This window comes from Legionella navarrensis (genome assembly GCF_052527415.1).
Genome location: NZ_JBNVZR010000001.1, coordinates 306,874 through 326,786, shown reverse-complemented (window position 1 = coordinate 326,786; position 19,913 = coordinate 306,874). Strand labels below are relative to the sequence as shown.

The window sequence follows — 19,913 nt, the reverse complement described above, 5'->3', positions numbered from 1 at the left end:
CTGGCCCGGAGTCTACCTACTCCGGGGCCTTCCCTTTTTCTTCTTCGCGAAGCGTGAGAATTTCAAAACCACTGGCGGTGACAAGAATGGTATGCTCCCATTGCGCGGACAGTTTGCGATCTTTGGTCAGAGCAATTCCCCAGCCATCCTTTTCAATGTGCTTCACATCAGCCTTACCCTGATTGATCATGGGTTCGATGGTAAAGGTCATCCCCTCTTTCAGCATCAGCCCTTCACCGGCCTTACCGTAATGCATTACCTGTGGATCTTCATGCATTTTCTGACCAATGCCATGCCCACAGTATTCACGAACCACAGAATAGTTATTTTTTTCAGCATGACTTTGAATCGCGTGACCGATATCCCCGAGGGTTGCTCCCGGCTTCACAACCGAAATCCCACGATACAGACATTCCTGCGTAATTTTCACCAGACGCGTGGCATGAGAAGGCGTGGCGCCGATGCAGAACATTTTGCTGCTGTCGCCATAGAAGCCTTCGTAAATAACTGTGATATCGACGTTAACGATATCGCCGTTTTTTAAAACCTGTTTTGCCGAGGGCATACCATGGCAGATCACATGGTTCAGGGATGTGTTAACCGAATAAGGATAGCCATACTGCCCCTTGCTGCCTGGTATGGCGTTCAGGGTGTCCACGATGTAGCGCTCGCAGAACTCATCGATCTGCATGGTGGTTATTCCGGGCTTGATAAATTCGCTAACGGCTTCCAGAACCCGTGCCGTTAAACGCCCTGCTTCACGCATTTTTTCAATCTGCTCAGGCGACTTGATAACCATCATAGTGTGTTAAACCTCTAAAAACGTATATATAAAAGCGCCCTATTGTCACTTATGGCGCAAGTTAAGGTCAATCCATTCCATCAATTGCAAATTCCGAATATTTGCCTTTGTAATCGATAATGTCCTGATCAGGCGCAAAATAGAGAACCCGGGTGGCTATTTTGTTAATAAAATAACGATTATGGCTCACAAACAGCACCGTCCCGGTAAACTGCGACAAGGCTTTGGCCAGCGATTGAATGGTTTCCAGATCCATGTGGTTGGTCGGCTCGTCGAGAATAATCACATTGGGTGACTCCAGCATCACCCTGGCCAGCAGCAGTCGCGCTGCCTCGCCCCCGCTCAGAGACAGAATATCCTTGTGCACGTCGTCTTTGACAAACAGCATCTGTCCTAATATTTTACGCACCTGTTGTTCGTTGACATCGGCAACGGCATCGTGCAGCCAGTCCATCACCGTGCAGGACGAATTGAGAAACTCGTGATGATCCTGCGAAAAATAACTGATACGAACTTCGTGCCCGTGGGTAATCGTTCCTGCGTCTGCTGCCAGCACACCGGCGATAATTTTGGTCAGGGTCGATTTACCGATGCCGTTAACCCCCATAATCGCCACTTTTTCACCGCGATTCACTTCAAAATTCAGGCCCTGAAACAGGGTTCTGGTTTTAAAGGACTTGCTGATGCCTTCAGCTTTAACGACCTGTTTGCCTGACACACGTTTGGGTACAAAATGAAAAGCCGGTGCCACCCGTGAGGAATTTTTAATATCAGGTATTTCGATTTTTTCAATCATTTTCATGCGCGAACGTGCCTGAGCCGCCTTCGAGGCTTTGGCACCAAACTTGTCCACGAATTTCTGCATGTCAGCAATTTTGGCTTCAGCGCTTTTTTTCTCTGTCAGCCGCTGCTCTTCAATCAGCTTTTTCTCTGCCAGAAACTGGTTGTAATTCCCTTTATATTGCCTTATTTCGCCATAATCCAGATCGAGGATGTAATCGGAAAGATTATCGATAAAATCCAAATCGTGAGAAATAAAAATAACCAGCCCCTGAAATTCATTTTTAAGGAATTTTTCCAGCCAGCGGATGGACAGAATATCGAGGTGGTTGGTCGGTTCGTCGAGGAGAAGAATAGACGGATTCTGAAACAGGGTCTGTGCCAGCAGAACGCGCAGTTTATAACCGCCAGACAGCGATTTCAGTGGTTTTTCAAAATAGGACGCAGCGATTCCAAGGCCTGTCAGAATGCTTTCAGCCGTAGCCACGGCAGTATAGCCATCGTAGTGGTTTATCACCTCTTCCAGCTCGGCAAAACGAAATCCTTTTTCATCGTCCCAGTCATCGCCGGTCAGGAGACTTTCCCGTTCCTGCATGGCCGCCCACAAAATGGGCTTGCCTTCCAGAACGATGTCGCGAATGGGTGTATCTTCGTAGCGGAACTGATCCTGCTTTAACCAGCCAATCGTCGCTTCTTTGGGGATAATGATGTCGCCTGAGGTCAGCTCTTCTTCACCGGTAATCAGGCGAAAAAAGGTTGATTTCCCGCAACCATTCGCCCCCACCAGCGCGTAGCAGTTTCCCGGATTGAGATTCAGGTTTACATCATAAAAAAGCAATTTTTGACCATAGGCCATGTTTAACTGGTTTAACGCGATCATATCGTGCACTCTTGGCTTTAATTTCAGAGTATTTTACAGGATTTTTCACTTAAAATGCGGGATTATGAAGAAAAATTCGATTTATTCACTACCTCGAAGCTGACTCCCTCCGCCCTGGTTAAGGAAGAAGGGAGCTATCAGGTTGTTATGCACTGCCTCAAAACAGACTCCCTTCTCCCTGGTTAAGGGAGCAGCACGGTATGAAAATGGAACATCAGGACTACGGTCTGGCACAAACAGACTCCCTTCTCCCTGGTTAAGGGAGAAGGGTTGGGGATGAGGGTCATTTCATCAGATAAACCAGAGCTTCAACGGAGCATCACCACTTTATTTTAGAGGTTTAGCATTATGGGGCACGATTATGGCTCCCGGTTATCAATCAGGATCACCCTCATCCCCGGCCCTTCTCCCTTAACCAGGGAGAAGGGAGCTGCCAGATTGTTGCTCACTGCCGCGAAACCGACTCCCTTCTCCCTGGTTAAGGGAGCAGCACGGTATGAAAATGGAACATCAGGACTACGGTCTGGCACAAACAGACTCCCTTCTCCCTGGTTAAGGAAGAAGGGAGCTGTCAGCTGGACGGGATGTTGATTGAGAAGCAACGTCAGTGCTGCCTGATGCCACTGAGAACATGGATACAGAAGCAGACACCAATGCCTGAGCGGAAACATCGTTCTGTAATAATCCTCTTTCCCTGATAATCCACTCATCTTCAGGCGCAATCCTTTCAGCTTCCGCCAGCGCTTTTGCCGCGTCAGCGAATCGCCTGCCCTGGCGATAGGTCGATGCGAGATTCAACCAGGCATCCGCTATTTCCTGAGCTTTCTCTTCGCAGTCATCCGGGAGATTTGTTGCGCAATCAACAGCCCGAAGATAATATTCGGCCGCTGTTTCAAACGCCTGCAGTTTACAATACGTCATGCCGGTCTGGCTTAATACCTGCAGGTGCTGGCTGTCGCCTGCCAAAGCCTTGCCATAGCGTTCCAGTGCCAGAGCATAATCTTTATTCTGATAGGCAAAATGGCCAGACTGCGCGTAGCATTCTGTCATATTTTCCAGATAAACTGTCTTTAAAGGGGACGGACTGTCACCCAGCCGGGTTATAGCCGACTCGTAATATTGCAGGGCTGTATTGAATTCATTATAAATAACTTCTGTATCGGCATCGACCGCCTTAAGAAACAAATCAATATGCTCCTCAAACCAACTCGCCATGCTATGAAGAAACTCAGGGCAATCAGAGGCAAGAGTCAATGCCTTGAACAGAAAATCCTTTGCCATATCAAATTGCTGCGATGCAGTTGCCAGACAATGCTCTGACATGCGTCTGGCACGGGCCATATGCAGCAGACCCAGATTATGCCAGGCTGATTCACACTGCGGGTAGATCTCTATGGCCTTTAGATGAGTGCTCAAGGCAGCCTCTTCCTCGCCGTGGGCCTGATGGCATATCCCGATCAGATCGTATGCGCAGGCCTGTTCGGCTGCATTTTGTGTCAACGTCAGATAATTTTCGAGAGACACAATACAGGCGCTGAAGTTTTCTACATCGTAACTCGCTTTAGCCTGTAGAAACTGAAGCCTGGCCTCTTCGTTCTGTTGCTCATTAAACAATTTGACGCTGGCAGTGTGAAAAGGATTAGACATGGCAACTACCTCTGAGCTGTGACTGATTTTCGCTGTGTTGTAAGGCTTCCAGGGCCTGTGATAAAGGCGCCAGGCTGCGGCTTTGCTGTGCGGCAAGCAGGCATTCTTTCCAGTATTTGGAGCCTGGCAGGCCATGAGCGAAATTCATAATGGGTTTTAACAGTAGACTGAGCGCCGTGCCCTGCTCGAATACCTCACTGAGATAATCGACGTAAACGCGCATCACTTCACTGCGAGAGGGGATTTTACCTGCGGGGTACAGTTCCTTATGGATAGCGACTAAAGCGTAAGGATTGTTGCAGGCCAGGCGGCCAATCATCACCCCGTCGACATGCGCCATGTGTTCACGTACGTCATCGATGCTTTGAATATTGCCGTTGATGACGATGGGTAGAGACGGGAATTCCTGCTTTATACGCCATACAAAATCATAATGCAGAGGCGGAATGGTACGGTTTTGTTTTGGATTCAAGCCATGCAGCCAGGCCTTGCGGGCATGAACAATGACTTTATCACACCCAGCATTCACCAATTTATGAACAAAGGCACTGAAGAATTCATAACTGTCCTGCGTGTCAATTCCGATGCGGGTTTTAGCGGTCACGGGGATAGAAACCGCCTCTTTCATCGCCGCGATACAATCAGCTACCTGCTCGGGTTCAGCCATCAGACAGGCACCGAAACGACCCGCCTGCACTTTGTCGCTGGGGCAGCCGAGATTAAGATTCACTTCCGAAAAGCCCTGTTCTTCGGCTAGTCTTGCGCAGTGAACAAGGCCGTCTCTGTCGGCGCCCCCGAGCTGCAGAGCCAGAGGCAGTTCCCTTGCTGAGTACAAAAGAGCCCGGCCAGGGTTGTTTTTTATCGCACCCACAGTCTGCATTTCGGTATACAACAGGGCGTGAGGCGCCAGCAGGCGCATCAACACACGGAAATGGGTATAAGTCCAGTCGATCATAGGCGCAATCGACAGCGTGGAAATCAGGGGATCAGAAACCGTCAATTTTATAGACTCTTAACAATTTGACCAAAAAAGATGCTTATTATACGCAGGCTTTTACTGTGAAGCAATCCATTCTCAGCTCGATACATCCCCCAGCATGTCCACCATCAATTGCAGTCGAGTTCGTCCCTGATAGACATTGATATCCAGTTTATAAACCACATGCACCTGCCTCGCACGATGATTAGGCCAGCGGGCCAGATCAACAAAAAAGGCGATGGCGTCAATGGGATCGCCACCGGCAGGATGAGCCAGGGTTAATTTCAGATGTTGCTGCCCAACCAGTCGCTGATCCAGAATTTCAAAGGTGTTATCAAAACAGGGCTGCGGGAACGACTGCCCCCATGGGCCTGCTTCCTGCAACAGTCTGGCTGTTTCCAGCGTGATGTCCTGACGCTCCAGCGGACCATCGGTCAGCAACACACCTTCGCACTGTGACGCATCCAAATGTCTGGCAGCTTCCTTGACGAAGGCCTGTTGAAACGCAGCGAAGTTTTCTGGACGAACGCTCAGACCTGCCGCCATGGCATGACCGCCGAATTTGCTGATAAGGCCTGGGTGATCCTTATCGACCGCCGCCAGGGCGTCACGGATATTCAAGGCCGGGATAGAACGCGCTGAGCCTTTCAATTCGGTGTCACTGACTGCGGCAAATGCAATCACCGGACGGTGGTAACGCTCTTTCAAACGACCGGCGAGAATACCAATTACACCCTGATGCCAGGTTTTGTCCATCAGACACAGCGCCATGGGCAGATGCTCCATGTGCGACATTTTACTCAGCAGGGAATCAATCGCCTGCAGAGCCTGTTCCTTCATTTCCGTCTCAATCAGGCGGCGTTCCTGATTCAATTCATTCAATTCAGCCGCCAGCTCGCGCGCCTGATTCAAATCATTGCTTAACAGGCATTCGATGCCCAGCGACATATCATCCAGACGCCCTGCCGCATTCAATCTGGGGGCAACGGAAAAACCCAAATCGCTTTCCAGCAAACGCGAACACTCACGCCCGGCAACTTCAATCAAGGCTTTGATTCCTGGCCGGCACAGGCCCTGACGAATACGCGCCAGCCCCTGATTCACGAGTATGCGGTTGTTTTGATCAAGTGCGACTACGTCTGCCACGGTTCCCAGCGCCACCAGATCCAGAAACTGCGCCATGTTGGGCTCAGGCAGAGACTGGGCCGCAAACCAGCCGCGGTTCACCAGATGCCGGCGTAAAGCCAGCATAACGTAGAAAATCACTCCCACGCCAGCAATGGATTTACTGGCAAACTGGTCGCCGCGCTGATTCGGGTTGACGATAGCGCAGGCATTGGGCAATACCTCGGCAGGCAGATGATGATCGGTAATCAGCACATCAATGCCCGCCTGATTGGCCGCATCAACCCCCTCGACGCTGGCGATGCCGTTGTCTACTGTGATGATTAAATCCGGTTGCCATTTTTGCGCAACACCGACAATACCCGGCGTTAGGCCATAACCGAATTCAAATCGATTGGGAACAAGGTACTCGACGTTTTTGGCCCCCATGGCCCGCAGCGCGGCCACGGCCACAGCCGTTGAGGTTGCGCCATCTGCATCAAAGTCGCCGATGATCAGCATGCGCTGCTGTTCAAGCAGTGCCGTTTCCAGCCGCAGACAGGCTTTATTGATGTCGTTTAATTCAGCAAATGGCAACAGACACTGCATGCGCTTGTCCAGCTGCTCTTCATCGGTGATGCCACGGGCAGCGTAAATACGCTGCAACAGCGGGGGTACACCCTTCAATTGAGGCGCTTGACTGGGTATGGCTCGATGTTTGATTTTCATGTGATGACCTTGTTCAGAATAGTTTCCACCATGCGCGGGCGCGCGTGGAATATGCGGCGTTATTCCAATACCAGCGTGTATTATATCGGCATGTGACTGCATCAGACTTATGGTTCAGGAACACCAGAGATTGTCGAGTCAGCGGCGCGCCGATCGGTTCGGCCTGCCTGGGAAAGGCCTTGATGAGCTGCTGATCATCAGTCTGGATTCGGGCGCGAGTCAGCAGACTGGCATCGAACTCAGCGGCTCCGTAGAACCATAGTCCGTTAAATGGGCAGGCATGGGCGCTCAAATACATTTGCATCTCGGTCATCATGCTTGACCAGTACAGGCTGCTGTCCATGGCCTGCAGTGCATCCATCATGGGCCTGTTACGCATGGCCCAGACGCTCTCGCTGTTTATGGCAGGTTTGTTATCGATATTCATTAGCCAGATTTGCCGGTCGTGGTAATGCAGGCGCACGTCCTGTTCCTGCATAAAGGCGGCTACATCAGTAAACAGGGCACGGCAGGATTCATCGTCAGCATCCAGCTCGTCGCCAATGGCGCAGATGGCGGCGTTGTTGTGGCTGGCTTCCCAGTGTACTGGGGTCACGGCCAGCCAGTGCCCGTCCAGCTGGTGATAACGCGCGAGAAACCCGCCCAGAGGCAGGTTTTCAGGTGCGTAGCCGAGGCAGGCCAGCAGATTGAGCCAGGCATTACCGTGGCTGGGCAGCCTTTTGCTGCTTTCTGGAACCACCTGGAGCACATCGTTGATAATGATGCTGGTCATGAGCTTATCCTGTGTATGAGTAAATGGTCGAGCCTTGACCCAATCCGGCTAAACCTGGATTGGGTCACAGAACAGCTCCCTTCTCCCCTCTGGGGAGAAGGGCTGGGGATGAGGGTGATCCTGGCTGATAACAGGAGTCACCAGTCTGCCTCAACGCTCCTAAACCCGGTAAATACAGAGTTCGTACTCCGTTCAATATCCCGGTTTATTGATGAAATGACCCTCATCCCCAACCCTTCTCCCTTAACCAGGGAGAAGGGAGCTGTTCTGTGACCCAATCCAGGTTTAGCCGGTAGGGGTAAAATCCAGCCTATGCGTTATCCAGCGCGACACTTGTTTTTAACATACCGTCACGCTTGAACACCATCTTAATGTTACGAATGGCCTGGCGCGTTCGCTGGTTGTTTTCAATCAGACCAAAACGAACGTATTCATCACCCTGAGCGCCAAAACCAATTCCGGGCGAGACGGCAACAAAGGCTTCTTTCAGCAGGTACTTTGAAAACTCCAGCGATCCCATATGTCGGTAAAATTCGGGAATTTTTGCCCAGACAAACATTGTGGCCCTGGGTTTGGTAACCGGCCAGCCAATTTCCTGAAGACCTTCACACAGCACATTACGACGTTTTTCATACAGCGCACGGATTTCATGTACGCAATCATCCGGCCCTTCCAGTGCAGCAATCGCCGCGACCTGAATCGGTGTGAAGGTACCGTAATCGAGGTAGGACTTGATTCGTGTCAGAGCGGCCACCAGTTCCTCGTTACCACAGGCAAAGCCTACGCGCCAGCCAGGCATATTGTAGGATTTGGATAAAGAGTAGGTTTCTATCGCGATATCAATAGCCCCCGGAACCTGCAGAATCGACGGCGCCTTGTAGCCGTCAAACACGATATCCGCATAGGCCAGATCGTGAATAATCCAGATGTTGTTTCGTTTGGCCAGAGCAACTACGTCTTCGAAGAAGGAATAGTCCACACAATGAGTACTGGGATTGGCAGGGAAACTTATGACCAGCGCTTTGGGTTTTGGCCAGCTTTGTTCAATGGCTTCTTCAATGGCCTGCAAGAACTGTTTTTCATCAATCAGAGGAATCTGCTTCACGTTGGCCCCGGCAATGATGAAGCCATAGGTATGAATCGGGTAGGCCGGATCAGGAACCAGAACCGTGTCGCCTGGGCCGCTGATGGCCAGAGCCAGATGCGCCAGCCCTTCTTTTGAGCCAATGGTGGTCAATACCTGCGTTTCGCTGTTCAGCTCGACGTTATAATGACGCTTGTACCAGCCAGCCATGGCGCGTCGCAGGCGGGGGATGCCTTTGGACATCGAATAGCGATGCGTATCAGGCCGTTTGGCGGTTTCTATCAGCTTATCGACAATATGTGGCGGGGTCGGCTGATCGGGATTGCCCATTCCAAAGTCAATGATATCCTCACCCCGGGCACGTGCTTCCGATTTCAGTTGCGTCAGAGTGTTAAACACATAGGGTGGCAATCGATTTATGCGTGGGAATTGATTCATTGTTTTACCTCTGTGATATAATACGCGCAAGTATAAATTATTGCGTGAACCAACACCATGCACATCAGTCAGGAATCTGCCAATAAAAATACGATTCAGGCCTACAGCGAATCTGAGATAAAAATTCAATCGCAGTGTTATTCGCACAGCGTGATTGTTAACACGCAGGATGCGCCCATCGCCTGGTCAATCGAATCACTGGCGCAACTGGATGACGAGCGCCTGCAGCCACTGCTGGCCAGTTCGCCGGAAATCATCATTATTGGTCATAATCAAAGCGGACAGTTTGCGCCGGCTCCGGTTCGGCAGCTGTTGTCACAGCAGCGTATTGGTCTTGAGAGCATGTCCATCGGCGCAGCCTGCCGCACCTTCAATGTGTTGTTGAATGAAGGGAGAAAGGTGGTTTTAGGGATTATCATATAAGGATGGCAGCCCGGATCAGGCGATAGCCGTAATCCGGGGGGTCACAGCAGCGGAACTAAAACCCTGCCTACACCTGCCGTCTTGCCTCAAGAACATTGGGAATCTGCCCGAGCTTTCCGAGCAGGCGCGACAGAGTATTCAAACCGTCTATTTCAACCGTTAAGGATATGTACGACATGTTGTCATCTTTATTGCTTTGCGTCTGTAAGGCATAAACATGCGCTCTTTCATTGGCCAGCAATGAGGTTACATCCTTGAGCAGATCCCGGCGGTTAAAGGCTTTAATCAATACATCAACCACGTAATGATCCCGTGTTGAACTGCCCCAGCTGACCTGAATAAAACGCTGACGCTGCTTTTCGCTGGCGTGAATAATATTAGAACAATCCTGGCGATGAACCGACACGCCGCGTCCGATGGTGATGTAGCCCACCACGTCATCTCCTGGTACCGGCTGACAGCAGCGCGCCATGCTGGTCAACAGATTCCCTACCCCTTCAATGCTTAAGTCATCACCACTGATTTCAGGTATATGATGCGGCTTAACGAGCGATTGCAGGCTGGGCGCCGTATCCTCAGCCGGAGCCAGGCGATGCAGAATCTGTCCGAGCTTTAAATCGCCTCGTGCCAGAGCGGCACAGAGATCATCGGTTTTTTTAAAGTTAAAAGCCTGAACCGCCTCCTGTAGACGCTCTGCCTTGATGCCCAGATTCTTTAACTCTTTGTCCAGAATTTCATGACCTTCGGCCACGTTTTTATCGTAATCCTGCATTTTGAACCAATGCAGAACCTTGGCTTTGGCACGGGAGGTTTTGAGATAATTCAAATGTGGATTGATCCAGTCGCGGGATGGCCGGATTTCCTTGCCCGTCAGGACTTCTATCTTGTCACCGGTCTTGAGTTCGTAGGTCAGGGGAACGATAGAACCATTCACCTTGGCGCCGCGGCATCGATGCCCTACCTGGCTGTGAACGTGGTAGGCAAAATCAAGCGGCGTTACCCCATGGGGAAGATCCAGCACATCGCCATCCGGCGTGAATACGTAAACACGGTCTTCAAGAAACTCCGTTTCCATTTCTTCTGATACGCCACTGGACGTCGCCACATCGCGATGCCAGGCCAATACGTCGCGCAGCCATTCGATTTTACGTTCGTGACTTTCCTTACGGGTTGTCGCGCCTTCCTTGTATTTCCAGTGAGCGGCAACGCCCATTTCAGCCTGCTCGTGCATGGCAAAGGTTCGAATCTGCACTTCAAAAACCCGACCCTCGGGGCCTTCTACCGCGGTATGCAGCGATTGATAACCGTTGGCTTTAGTGTTGATAATATAATCATCAAACTCGGCTGGGACCTGTTTCCAAAGAGAATGAACCATGCTCAGAACGTCGTAGCACTGCTCAACGGTTTCGACCAGAACCCGCACCGCCGTTGCATCATATATCTCGTCAAGCGATACGTTTTTACGCTTCATTTTCTTATAGATACTGTGGATGTGCTTGGAGCGGCCATACACGGAAAACCTCTGCGCGCCCATGGCACGAATATGTTCATTCAGTACCTCGACGACCTGCTCAACGTATCGATCCCGTTCCAGACGCTTCGCCTTCAGGCCTTTAGCGATAGATTTGTAGTCATCAGGATGCAGATAGCGGAAGGCCAGATCCTCCATCTCCCATTTGATCGCCCCGATTCCAAGACGATTGGCCAGAGGGGCGTAAATTTCCATGGCCTCCGAGGCGATGTTTCTGCGCATGGTTTCCGGCAGTTGTCCTGCCGCCCGCAGCACGCACAGGCGCTCGGCCAGTTTGATTAAAACCACACGAACGTCATCGACCATGGCCAGCAGCATTTTACGGACATTATCGAGCTGGTGTCTGGACTGCTGGTTTTTATTGAGCGACTGGAGGTTGTGCATGGCACTCATTTTTTCAATACCACGCACCAGTCTGCTGATTCCGCTGCCGAGCTGCTCTTCCACATCATCCAGCGAGAGATCAGCATAATGAACACTGACAAAAATAATGGCTGAGGCGAGAGTGTCCTGATCCACGCCCAGATCAGCCAGAAGATCCGCCATGGCCAGCCCCTGCTGCAGACAGGAGATACCGGTCTCGGTAGCATGTTCCACGCAGGCGATCTGGCTTAAGGTGCAAGCGTTGCGTATCAGGGCCAGGTCCTTAACATAGCCCTTTTCTCCCAATTGGCGCAGCCATTGCTCAACATCTATTGAACCATCGGCTGCCGACCAGGGCGCGTCTTCTTTCACCTTAACCATAACGAATCATCCTTTTTCAAATAGAGCGATGGACTCCACATGGGCTGTATGTGGAAACATATCCATAACACCGGCCGATATTAATCGATAACCATGCTGATTAACCAGAATGTCACTGTCACGTGCCAGAGTAGCCGGATTACAGGATACGTAAACAATCCGTTCTACCTTTAGTTTATCGATTTGTCGGACAATTTCCAGTGCGCCTGAGCGTGGCGGGTCTATTAACAGCTTGTTGACACCTTGAATGGCAAAGGCGGCAAGCGCATCTGGCCTGTCCAGATCAGCACAATAGAACTGGGTGTTGCTGATTCCATTGAGTGAGGCATTCATGCTGGCGCGCTCGACCATGGTATCGCTGCCTTCGATGCCAATCACCCTGGCGCAGCGTCTGGCCAGGGGTAGAGAGAAATTACCCAGCCCGCAAAACAGATCCAGTACCACGTCATCGGGCTGAAGATCCATCAGGTTCATCGCACGTGCGACCATGGCACGATTCAGACCAGCATTGACCTGAGTAAAGTCAGTGGGATGGAAACGGAAGCGCACGCCTTCGTCGGGCAGTTCGTAGTGCAGCCAGGGTTCGGCATCTTCTGGATAAAACAGGGTCACACTGTCGGTTCCGCCCGGCTGCAGATACAGAGTAAAACCGGTAGCCTGCCCAAAGCGACGCAAGGCCGCTTCATCTTTCTCCGTCAGCGGATTCATATTACGAAACATGAGCGCCACGTCGTCATCGCCGGCCGCTACTTCTATCTGGGCGATATCGGCGGGCGTTTCGAGGGAGTCAATCAGCGCGCGCAATGTCATGATCTGCGCATCGATTTTCGCATTTAATACTGGACACTGAGTGATTTCGGTAATGTAGCGAGGATTGTTTTTTTCCCGAAAGCCTACCAGCGTGGATTGTTTTTTCTCAACGTAACGCACGCTCAAACGGGCTTTATTTCGATAATGCCAGACGTCGCTTATCAGAGGCTCCAGAATCTGTTCCGGCTCAACACGGCCGATGCGGCTGAGCAGGTCGAGCAGCAGCGATTGCTTGACGTGGATCTGTGTATTTTCGTCCAGATGCTGCAGTGAGCAGCCGCCGCACATGTGATAATGGGGGCAACGCGGTTCCACGCGATTGCTGGCGGGTGTTTCCACAGACAGGGTCACGCCCTCGTCATAATCCTTTTTCACTCGAATGTATTTAAACGTCACCGTTTCACCCGGTAACGCCCCCTGAATAAAGGTTGCCTTGCCATCAATGCGGGCAATGCCCCGACCATCGTGGCTGATGGTGTCAATCACGGTTGTATGTGGTTCCTGCGAGGGGCGTTTCATTCTTCGTTTCATTCGTTACACCTTTTAAATTTGTTCCAACATCTGCAGTTCCAGCCACTGCAGTTTCCATAATTCGTATAAGAAAGCCAGATTAGCGGCTTTTTTACCGTCTTTACTCACAAATGGCAGCAGCTCATCAAGCGACATACTGCGTTGGTTGGCCAGACGCCTGACCAGTTCGGGACTTACCTGCTCAACACACCACGCACAGCCATTCACATATAAAGTCAGCTCAGGCTCACTCAGGTAGGCAAAACGGCAGAGTGGATTGCGGGCTATACCCGCAGAGGCAAACAATTCATCGCAAAACACGGTGAGGGTGTCTGCGTCATCCGCTTCCATGGGCAACAGGGTTTCTGCCTGCTGATCCAGTGAGGTTGCGAAAGCGGCAAACCAGTGTTTCAGAAGCTGCTCGTCGTCCAGAATCCTTTGCAGACTCTTTTTAGCCTGCTGCCAGGCCTGCTCGGGAATTTCGGCACTGCTGTTCAGGCAGTTCCAGTCAGGATCACGGTACAAAACCGGGGGCATTTGCTGCATGGCCATGTGTTCGCCCAGACTATCCCACAGCTCCTGTGTCTGGTAGCTGCGATAGCCGAAGGAATACGTCATGCAATCCTTGCTCAAAGAAGTTCCATGGTGCCCCACATGCGGTGGCAGATACAGCATATCGCCTTCTTCGAGAATGATTTCCTCTTCTACCTGAAAGCGTTTCATAATGCGCAGATCAACATCGGTATGATAGTTTTCCGGCACACATTCCTGCGTGGTCAACAGCCATTTACGCCGTCCCTGAGCCTGATAAAGAAAGACGTCGTAGTTATCATAATGCGGGCCAACTCCGCCCTGATTGACGGCGTAGCTTATCATCACGTCATCCACACGCCAGGCCGGCAGGAAGTTAAAATTATCCAGCAAGGCGGCTACCTCAGGAACAAAGCGATCCACGCCCTGAACCAGCAGGGTCCAGTGTGTGTCCGGCAGGCTGGCGAAATCCTCCTCAGTAAAAGGCCCGCGCTGCAAACGCCAGTATGGGGCATGCGCCGGCGTTTCAAAGACCATCCGGCTTTCAATCTCATCCTCCATGGCAAGCCCTGCCAGCTCGTCGCCGCTGATTGCAGCCACGAAGCCAGGCAGAGCATTGCGAATGACCAACGGTTTTTTTTGCCAGTAAGCGCTTAAAAATTCTTTAACATCAGTTTCCTGAAAATTGAGCATGGCTCGTTACCTTTTTGTCATGTCTTACGAAATTACGGCGTATGGTAAAGCTTTTGAACTCAAAGCAAAACATTTTAATTTTCACACAGTGATTTATTTTTGATTTTTTTGTCTATAATTTATATACCAACAATGATTAACAAGGACAACAAAATGGACAGTCCAATTGCAAAGACTGTGAAATTCCTGCCAGCCATGATGATGTTTTTGTTCCTGGTAACGGCAGCTTTTACAGCCAACAGAGTGGAAGCCCAGAATCTGCCTCTGCAGGCGACGGCGAACAGCAGTAATGTTCAGTTAGCCTGGTGGCACGGTCCGAATTACCGTGGATGGGGATACCGCGGTTGGGGACATCGTGGCTGGGGTTACCGGGGAGGCTGGGGATATCGCGGCGGGTTTTACCGTGGTGGATACCCTGCCTACTGGGGTCCCCGTTGTGCCCGTTACTGCTGGGTAGACCGATGGAATGTCCGTCGCTGCAATACACGCTGTAATTGAGAATAAGAGCTGTCAGACACACGAGCTGGGTGGGCGCATCGTTATCAATCCTTTGCCACCCAGCTCCTTATACAGTCTGCTTCAACGAATAAATCCGCCCTCTGTACTGGACAAAATCCCCGCGTAGGCAGGAAACTATCCTGGAGCTGACCCTGAGCCTGACTTGACCATGGATCCCCGCCTGCGCGGGGAGGACAAATGATGCACCGAGAGGACGAATAATACAAAGATTAAAAAATTGTCCAGTACAGAGAAATCCGCCTTGATCACACTGCAATTTTCATAATTTTGAGCTATGATTAGTTCTTTTAACTCAGGAGTGGGTGAATGAACGTTGGTCAAGACAGTCTCTCAACGCAAAGTCAATTAAACGTAGATGGGAAAACCTACCATTATTACAGCCTGAAGGAAGCCGAGAAGCAGCATTTTAAAGGAATTAACCGCCTGCCCTACTCCATTAAGGTTCTGCTGGAAAATCTGCTGCGCTTTGAAGACGGTACAACCGTCACCACGAACGACGTCAAAGCCATTGCCGACTGGTTGAACACACGCACCTCGCAGCACGAAATTGCTTACCGACCGGCACGGGTTCTGATGCAGGATTTTACCGGTGTGCCTGCCGTGGTTGATCTGGCTGCCATGAGAACAGCTCTGGAGAAAATGGGTGGTGATGCAAAAAGAATAGCGCCTCTGTCTCCCGTTGATCTGGTTATTGATCACTCGGTCATGGTGGATAAATTCGGTACTAAGGATTCACTGACCGTTAACACCGAGATCGAAATTGAGCGAAATAAAGAGCGTTATGAATTCCTGCGCTGGGGACAGCAGTCTTTCGCCAATTTTCAGGTCGTTCCACCGGGCACGGGTATTTGTCATCAGGTCAATCTTGAGTACCTGGGCAAAACAGTCTGGAGCAGTGAACACCAGGGCAGACACTATGCGTACCCTGATACGCTGGTAGGTACCGATTCGCACACCACCATGATTAATGGCCTTGGTATTCTGGGCTGGGGCGTGGGCGGTATCGAAGCGGAAGCAGCGATGCTGGGGCAGCCTGTCTCCATGCTGATTCCCGAAGTGGTTGGTTTTAAACTGACGGGGCATCTGCGCGAAGGCATCACCGCAACCGACCTGGTGTTAACCGTAACCCAGATGCTGCGTAAAAAAGGCGTGGTGGGTAAATTCGTTGAATTCTATGGCCCGGGCCTCGCTGGTCTGCCTCTGGCGGATCGCGCCACCATTTCCAATATGGCCCCGGAATACGGCGCTACCTGCGGCTTTTTCCCGGTTGACCAGGAAACCCTGCGCTACCTGAGCCTGAGTGGCCGTGACCCGCATACCATCGCACTGGTTGAAGCCTACAGCAAGGCCCAGGGCATGTGGTACGACGAGCAGTCTGAAGATCCTGTCTTTACTGATACACTCGAATTAAATCTCGATGAAGTAGAACCCTCTCTTGCCGGCCCCAAGCGCCCTCAGGATAAAGTCACTCTGAGCAGCCTGCCTGTAGAATTTGATCGATTCCTGCAGGAAAGCGGCAAGGAACTTGAAAAACACCAGGATTACCCGGTAAAAAACCACGATTACACCATGCGCCATGGCCATGTGGTGATCGCTGCCATTACCAGCTGCACCAACACGTCTAACCCGAGCGTGATGATGGCTGCCGGACTGCTGGCCCGCAAAGCCGTTGCCAGGGGCCTGAACCGCAAACCCTGGGTTAAATCCTCTCTGGCACCAGGTTCCAAAGTCGTAACCGACTACCTGAAACACGCCGGCCTGCAGGATGATCTGGATAAGATTGGCTTCAATCTGGTAGGTTATGGCTGCACCACCTGTATTGGTAACTCAGGCCCCCTGCCGGATGCCATCTCTGAATCGGTCGCGAAGAACGATCTGGTGGTCAGCGCCGTTCTGTCTGGTAACCGCAATTTTGAAGGACGCGTGCATCCTCAGGTTCGCGCGAACTGGCTGGCCTCTCCGCCGCTGGTGGTTGCCTACGCCCTGTGTGGTACAACGACCATTGATTTGAGCAAGGATCCTATTGGTCAGGACCAGGCTGGAAATAATGTATATCTGAAAGATATCTGGCCAAGCAATGCCGAAGTCGCGGCCGAAGTGGCCAAGGTAACAGGCGGCATGTTCCGCAAAGAGTACGCAGATGTCTTTAAAGGTGACGAGCACTGGCAGGCCATCAAGGTCAGCAGCGGAACCACGTATAAGTGGAATCCGGACTCTACCTACATTCAGCATCCGCCGTTTTTTGATAACCTGTCGGCCAGACCCGGTGCGATTCAAACCATCAAGGATGCTTACGTACTGGCGGTTCTGGGTGATTCCATCACAACAGACCATATTTCACCGGCCGGCTCTATCAAAGCCAATTCACCGGCGGGACTTTATCTGCTGTCGAAAGGTGTGAAGGAGGCAGATTTCAACTCCTACGGCTCACGACGCGGTAATCACGAGGTGATGATGCGTGGCACCTTTGCCAACATTCGCATCCGTAACGAAATGACTCCGGGCGTTGAAGGCGGTGTAACCCGTTACATCCCCAACGGCGAAATCATGCCTATTTATGATGCGTCGATGCTGTATCAGCAGGATCATCAGCAACTGGTGATTTTTGCTGGTAAAGAGTACGGTACCGGTTCATCACGTGACTGGGCTGCCAAAGGAACCAATCTGCTGGGTGTGAAGGCCGTGATTGCTGAAAGCTTTGAACGAATTCATCGTTCCAACCTGATTGGCATGGGCATTTTACCGCTGCAGTTTGCCGAAGGCACCACACGTAAAACATTGAAGCTGGATGGCAGTGAGCGCATCAGTATTGCGGTCGATGAGTCACTGAAACCAGGTTCGGTGCTGAACATGACCATTAAGCGTCAGGACGGCACGCAGGATTCTGCGCCACTTACCTGTCGCATTGATACAGCCAATGAGCTGGAATATTACCGTAATGGCGGTATCCTGCAGTACGTACTCAGAAATATGGCGGGTTGATCACATGTACGCTGGGTCTTGGACCAACAATTAAGGCGCAGCGAGATTCCTTGTTGGGCCAAGGCCCAACCTACACTGCTACACTGCCGGCGGATTGATTACGTGTACGCTGGGTCTTGGCCCAACCTACACTGCTACACTGCCGGCGGATTGGTTACGCGTAGGTTGGGCCTTGGCCCAACAATGATTCCTGCTGTTAAAATGCCAAAGATGTAATCTGTAATCACAAAAGGATGATAATTGAATCGCTTTAATTATCTTTCAATCAGATATTTTCTTGTGCCAACAAACAATACCGATTAATCTATCCAGATTGTAACAGAGGAGCCAAAATGCCCCCCTCAAAAAAAGTTCTCTCAGTATTTTCATTAGTCATGATCAACGTCATCGCAGTGGACAGTCTGCGTACCCTGCCGATCAGTGCCAAGCTTGGTTTACCGCTGATATCCTATTATCTGGTTGCTGGTTTTGCCTTTTTTATACCCATCGCTCTGGTCGCCGCGGAACTGGCTACGGCTTTTCCAAATACCGGCGGTCTTTACGTCTGGGTTCGTGAGGCCTTTGGTCGCCGTGCCGGATTCATTACTATCTGGCTGCAATGGATTTATAATGTGGTCTGGTACCCGACCATTCTGGCCTTTATTTCTGCGACATTTACCTACCTTTTTGCACCAGAACTGGCCAACAATAAAGTATACCTGTTGAGCTCATCGCTCGGGCTTTTCTGGTTTTTTACCCTGATGAACTGTTTTGGTATGCGTCTATCCAGCCTGGTCAGCATTATTGGCGCGGTCTTTGGTACGATATTACCGATGCTGGGTATTATTGCTCTGGGTGCTTTCTGGCTGATTCAGGGTAGACCAGTTGCTATTGACAGCAGTGGTTCCTGGCTGCCTGATTTCAGTTCGCTCGGTAATCTCTCTTTGTTTGCTGCCGTTCTCTTTGGCTTGATCGGGATGGAAATGTCTGCCGTGCACGCCGAAGATGTTAAAAACCCGCAGCGTGATTATCCTCGTGCCATTTTGTACTCGCTGCTCATTATCTTCATCACCCTGGTCTTAAGCTCGCTGGCTATTGTTATCGTCGTGCCCAATGCCCGGTTAAGCGTGGTCTCGGGCCTGATTGAGGCATTCGCCGTCTTTTTTGCTGCCTGGAACATGCCATGGCTGACAGGCCTGATTGCCAGTCTGATTATTCTTGGAGGTCTGAGCAGTGTGTCTGCGTGGATCATTGGCCCTACCAAGGGGCTGCTGGTGTCGGCGCGCGATGGCTCTTTGCCAGCGGCTTTTGGCCGCGTCAATCGCTTTGGTGCGCCGGTTGGAATACTGATAACTCAGGGCTTGATTTTTACCCTGTTGAGCAGCGTATTCATTTTGTTTGATTCCGTCAATGCGGCATACTGGCTGCTCAGTGATCTGTGTGCCCAAATGGCTCTGCTGGCCTATGTGTTCATGTTTGCTGCCGCCATCAAACTGCGCTACAGCCAGCCTGAAACCGCACGTGCCTACAAAATTCCCGGTGGTAATGCGGCCATGTGGCTGGTTGCCGGTGTGGGCATTGTTTGTTGTCTCGCCGCCATGGCCATCGGATTTATTCCGCCAACGCAGATCCCGGTTGGTAATGTTGCTGTGTTCGAATCCTTCCTGATCGGCGGTCTGGTACTGTTTGTCGCCTTGCCCTGGTTTATGGCTCGACGAAACGCCTGATGCCTTGTCAACCTGAAATCCAGGGGGCAATGATAATTTCCCTGGATCGCCATGTTGGGCCAAGGCCCAACCTACTGTTTTAATTTTGATTTATACAGTTTCCCTCACAAAAGCCTTTATTTTTTTTGTCATGGCTTGTACATTCCCTGCCAGGCAAACCACAAACCCCATGTGAGCTATGAAAATTACGATTCCTTCAATTTGCTTCAACAAACTTCCGGTTTTATGGGAGCTCGATGAAACCACGGG

15 protein-coding genes are annotated in these 19,913 nt (G+C 51.1%); 4 read left to right on the top strand and 11 right to left on the bottom strand.

Annotated elements, in window-relative coordinates; all coding sequences use genetic code 11:
• Positions 1-16 precede the first annotated feature (16 nt).
• From map to alaC, 8 genes are all read right to left on the bottom strand, one after another.
• Positions 17-799 carry a type I methionyl aminopeptidase gene (gene map / locus ACQUTA_RS01275; RefSeq protein WP_444986445.1) on the bottom strand — a complete coding sequence of 261 codons (783 nt, stop codon included), beginning with the start codon at positions 797-799 and terminating at the stop codon, positions 17-19.
• Positions 800-869: 70 nt separating this feature from the next.
• Positions 870-2,462 (bottom strand): ABC-F family ATP-binding cassette domain-containing protein, encoded by a 1,593-nt coding sequence (locus ACQUTA_RS01270; protein WP_444986374.1) that lies wholly within the window; start codon positions 2,460-2,462, stop codon positions 870-872.
• A 359-nt stretch (positions 2,463-2,821) separates the two neighbouring features.
• Complete coding sequence (locus tag ACQUTA_RS01265) at positions 2,822-2,992, bottom strand: hypothetical protein (RefSeq protein ID WP_444986373.1); 171 nt, start codon at positions 2,990-2,992, stop codon at positions 2,822-2,824.
• Between the two features lie 22 nt (positions 2,993-3,014).
• Positions 3,015-4,109, bottom strand: a complete 1,095-nt coding sequence (locus ACQUTA_RS01260) for a tetratricopeptide repeat protein (RefSeq protein WP_444986372.1) — start codon at positions 4,107-4,109, stop codon at positions 3,015-3,017.
• On the bottom strand, positions 4,102-5,115 hold the full coding sequence (dusA, locus tag ACQUTA_RS01255) for a tRNA dihydrouridine(20/20a) synthase DusA (protein WP_444986444.1): 1,014 nt from the start codon (positions 5,113-5,115) through the stop codon (positions 4,102-4,104). The genes ACQUTA_RS01260 and dusA overlap by 8 nt, the downstream gene beginning before the upstream one ends.
• A 69-nt stretch (positions 5,116-5,184) precedes the next feature.
• Positions 5,185-6,921 (bottom strand): single-stranded-DNA-specific exonuclease RecJ, encoded by a 1,737-nt coding sequence (gene recJ, locus ACQUTA_RS01250; RefSeq protein ID WP_444986371.1) that lies wholly within the window; start codon positions 6,919-6,921, stop codon positions 5,185-5,187.
• Positions 6,922-6,934: 13 nt separating this feature from the next.
• Positions 6,935-7,693, bottom strand: a complete 759-nt coding sequence (locus ACQUTA_RS01245) for a hypothetical protein (RefSeq protein WP_444986370.1) — start codon at positions 7,691-7,693, stop codon at positions 6,935-6,937.
• Positions 7,694-8,003: 310 nt separating this feature from the next.
• Complete coding sequence (alaC, locus tag ACQUTA_RS01240; RefSeq protein WP_444986369.1) at positions 8,004-9,215, bottom strand: alanine transaminase; 1,212 nt, start codon at positions 9,213-9,215, stop codon at positions 8,004-8,006.
• Positions 9,216-9,272: 57 nt separating this feature from the next.
• On the opposite strand from alaC, the gene ACQUTA_RS01235 reads away from it, so the two are divergent.
• The gene (locus ACQUTA_RS01235; protein WP_444986368.1) at positions 9,273-9,638 is read left to right on the top strand and encodes an Mth938-like domain-containing protein; all 366 of its coding nucleotides are present in this window, start codon (positions 9,273-9,275) and stop codon (positions 9,636-9,638) included.
• A gap of 67 nt (positions 9,639-9,705) precedes the next feature.
• Here ACQUTA_RS01235 and relA read toward each other — a convergent pair whose 3' ends face one another.
• The 3 genes from relA to ACQUTA_RS01220 are packed head-to-tail and all read right to left on the bottom strand — an operon-like array spanning position 9,706 to position 14,457.
• Positions 9,706-11,913 carry a GTP diphosphokinase gene (relA, locus tag ACQUTA_RS01230; RefSeq protein WP_444986367.1) on the bottom strand — a complete coding sequence of 736 codons (2,208 nt, stop codon included), beginning with the start codon at positions 11,911-11,913 and terminating at the stop codon, positions 9,706-9,708.
• Positions 11,914-11,919: 6 nt separating this feature from the next.
• Positions 11,920-13,254 carry a 23S rRNA (uracil(1939)-C(5))-methyltransferase RlmD gene (rlmD, locus tag ACQUTA_RS01225; protein WP_444986366.1) on the bottom strand — a complete coding sequence of 445 codons (1,335 nt, stop codon included), beginning with the start codon at positions 13,252-13,254 and terminating at the stop codon, positions 11,920-11,922.
• A 12-nt stretch (positions 13,255-13,266) separates the two neighbouring features.
• Positions 13,267-14,457 (bottom strand): JmjC domain-containing protein, encoded by a 1,191-nt coding sequence (locus ACQUTA_RS01220; protein ID WP_444986365.1) that lies wholly within the window; start codon positions 14,455-14,457, stop codon positions 13,267-13,269.
• Positions 14,458-14,610: 153 nt separating this feature from the next.
• Here ACQUTA_RS01220 and ACQUTA_RS01215 point away from each other — a divergent pair, with 153 nt between their 5' ends.
• From ACQUTA_RS01215 to ACQUTA_RS01205, 3 genes are all read left to right on the top strand, one after another.
• On the top strand, positions 14,611-14,955 hold the full coding sequence (locus tag ACQUTA_RS01215) for a hypothetical protein (RefSeq protein ID WP_444986364.1): 345 nt from the start codon (positions 14,611-14,613) through the stop codon (positions 14,953-14,955).
• A 327-nt stretch (positions 14,956-15,282) separates the two neighbouring features.
• Positions 15,283-17,958, top strand: coding sequence for an aconitate hydratase AcnA (gene acnA / locus ACQUTA_RS01210; RefSeq protein ID WP_444986363.1), 2,676 nt, complete (start codon positions 15,283-15,285; stop codon positions 17,956-17,958).
• A 332-nt stretch (positions 17,959-18,290) separates the two neighbouring features.
• Positions 18,291-19,664 (top strand): APC family permease, encoded by a 1,374-nt coding sequence (locus ACQUTA_RS01205; RefSeq protein WP_444986362.1) that lies wholly within the window; start codon positions 18,291-18,293, stop codon positions 19,662-19,664.
• Positions 19,665-19,913: the final 249 nt, after the last annotated feature.

What these genes read in the sequence shown, in the direction of transcription:
- map (WP_444986445.1), bottom strand. Translation starts at nt 799, where the DNA reads ATGGTTATCAAGTCGCCTGAGCAGATTGAAAAAATGCGTGAAGCAGGG.
- relA (WP_444986367.1), bottom strand. Translation starts at nt 11,913, where the DNA reads ATGGTTAAGGTGAAAGAAGACGCGCCCTGGTCGGCAGCCGATGGTTCA.
- ACQUTA_RS01205 (WP_444986362.1), top strand. Translation starts at nt 18,291, where the DNA reads ATGCCCCCCTCAAAAAAAGTTCTCTCAGTATTTTCATTAGTCATGATC.
- rlmD (WP_444986366.1), bottom strand. Translation starts at nt 13,254, where the DNA reads ATGAAACGAAGAATGAAACGCCCCTCGCAGGAACCACATACAACCGTG.
- ACQUTA_RS01220 (WP_444986365.1), bottom strand. Translation starts at nt 14,457, where the DNA reads ATGCTCAATTTTCAGGAAACTGATGTTAAAGAATTTTTAAGCGCTTAC.
- ACQUTA_RS01260 (WP_444986372.1), bottom strand. Translation starts at nt 4,109, where the DNA reads ATGTCTAATCCTTTTCACACTGCCAGCGTCAAATTGTTTAATGAGCAA.
- recJ (WP_444986371.1), bottom strand. Translation starts at nt 6,921, where the DNA reads ATGAAAATCAAACATCGAGCCATACCCAGTCAAGCGCCTCAATTGAAG.
- alaC (WP_444986369.1), bottom strand. Translation starts at nt 9,215, where the DNA reads ATGAATCAATTCCCACGCATAAATCGATTGCCACCCTATGTGTTTAAC.
- ACQUTA_RS01235 (WP_444986368.1), top strand. Translation starts at nt 9,273, where the DNA reads ATGCACATCAGTCAGGAATCTGCCAATAAAAATACGATTCAGGCCTAC.
- ACQUTA_RS01245 (WP_444986370.1), bottom strand. Translation starts at nt 7,693, where the DNA reads ATGACCAGCATCATTATCAACGATGTGCTCCAGGTGGTTCCAGAAAGC.
- ACQUTA_RS01215 (WP_444986364.1), top strand. Translation starts at nt 14,611, where the DNA reads ATGGACAGTCCAATTGCAAAGACTGTGAAATTCCTGCCAGCCATGATG.
- acnA (WP_444986363.1), top strand. Translation starts at nt 15,283, where the DNA reads ATGAACGTTGGTCAAGACAGTCTCTCAACGCAAAGTCAATTAAACGTA.
- ACQUTA_RS01270 (WP_444986374.1), bottom strand. Translation starts at nt 2,462, where the DNA reads ATGATCGCGTTAAACCAGTTAAACATGGCCTATGGTCAAAAATTGCTT.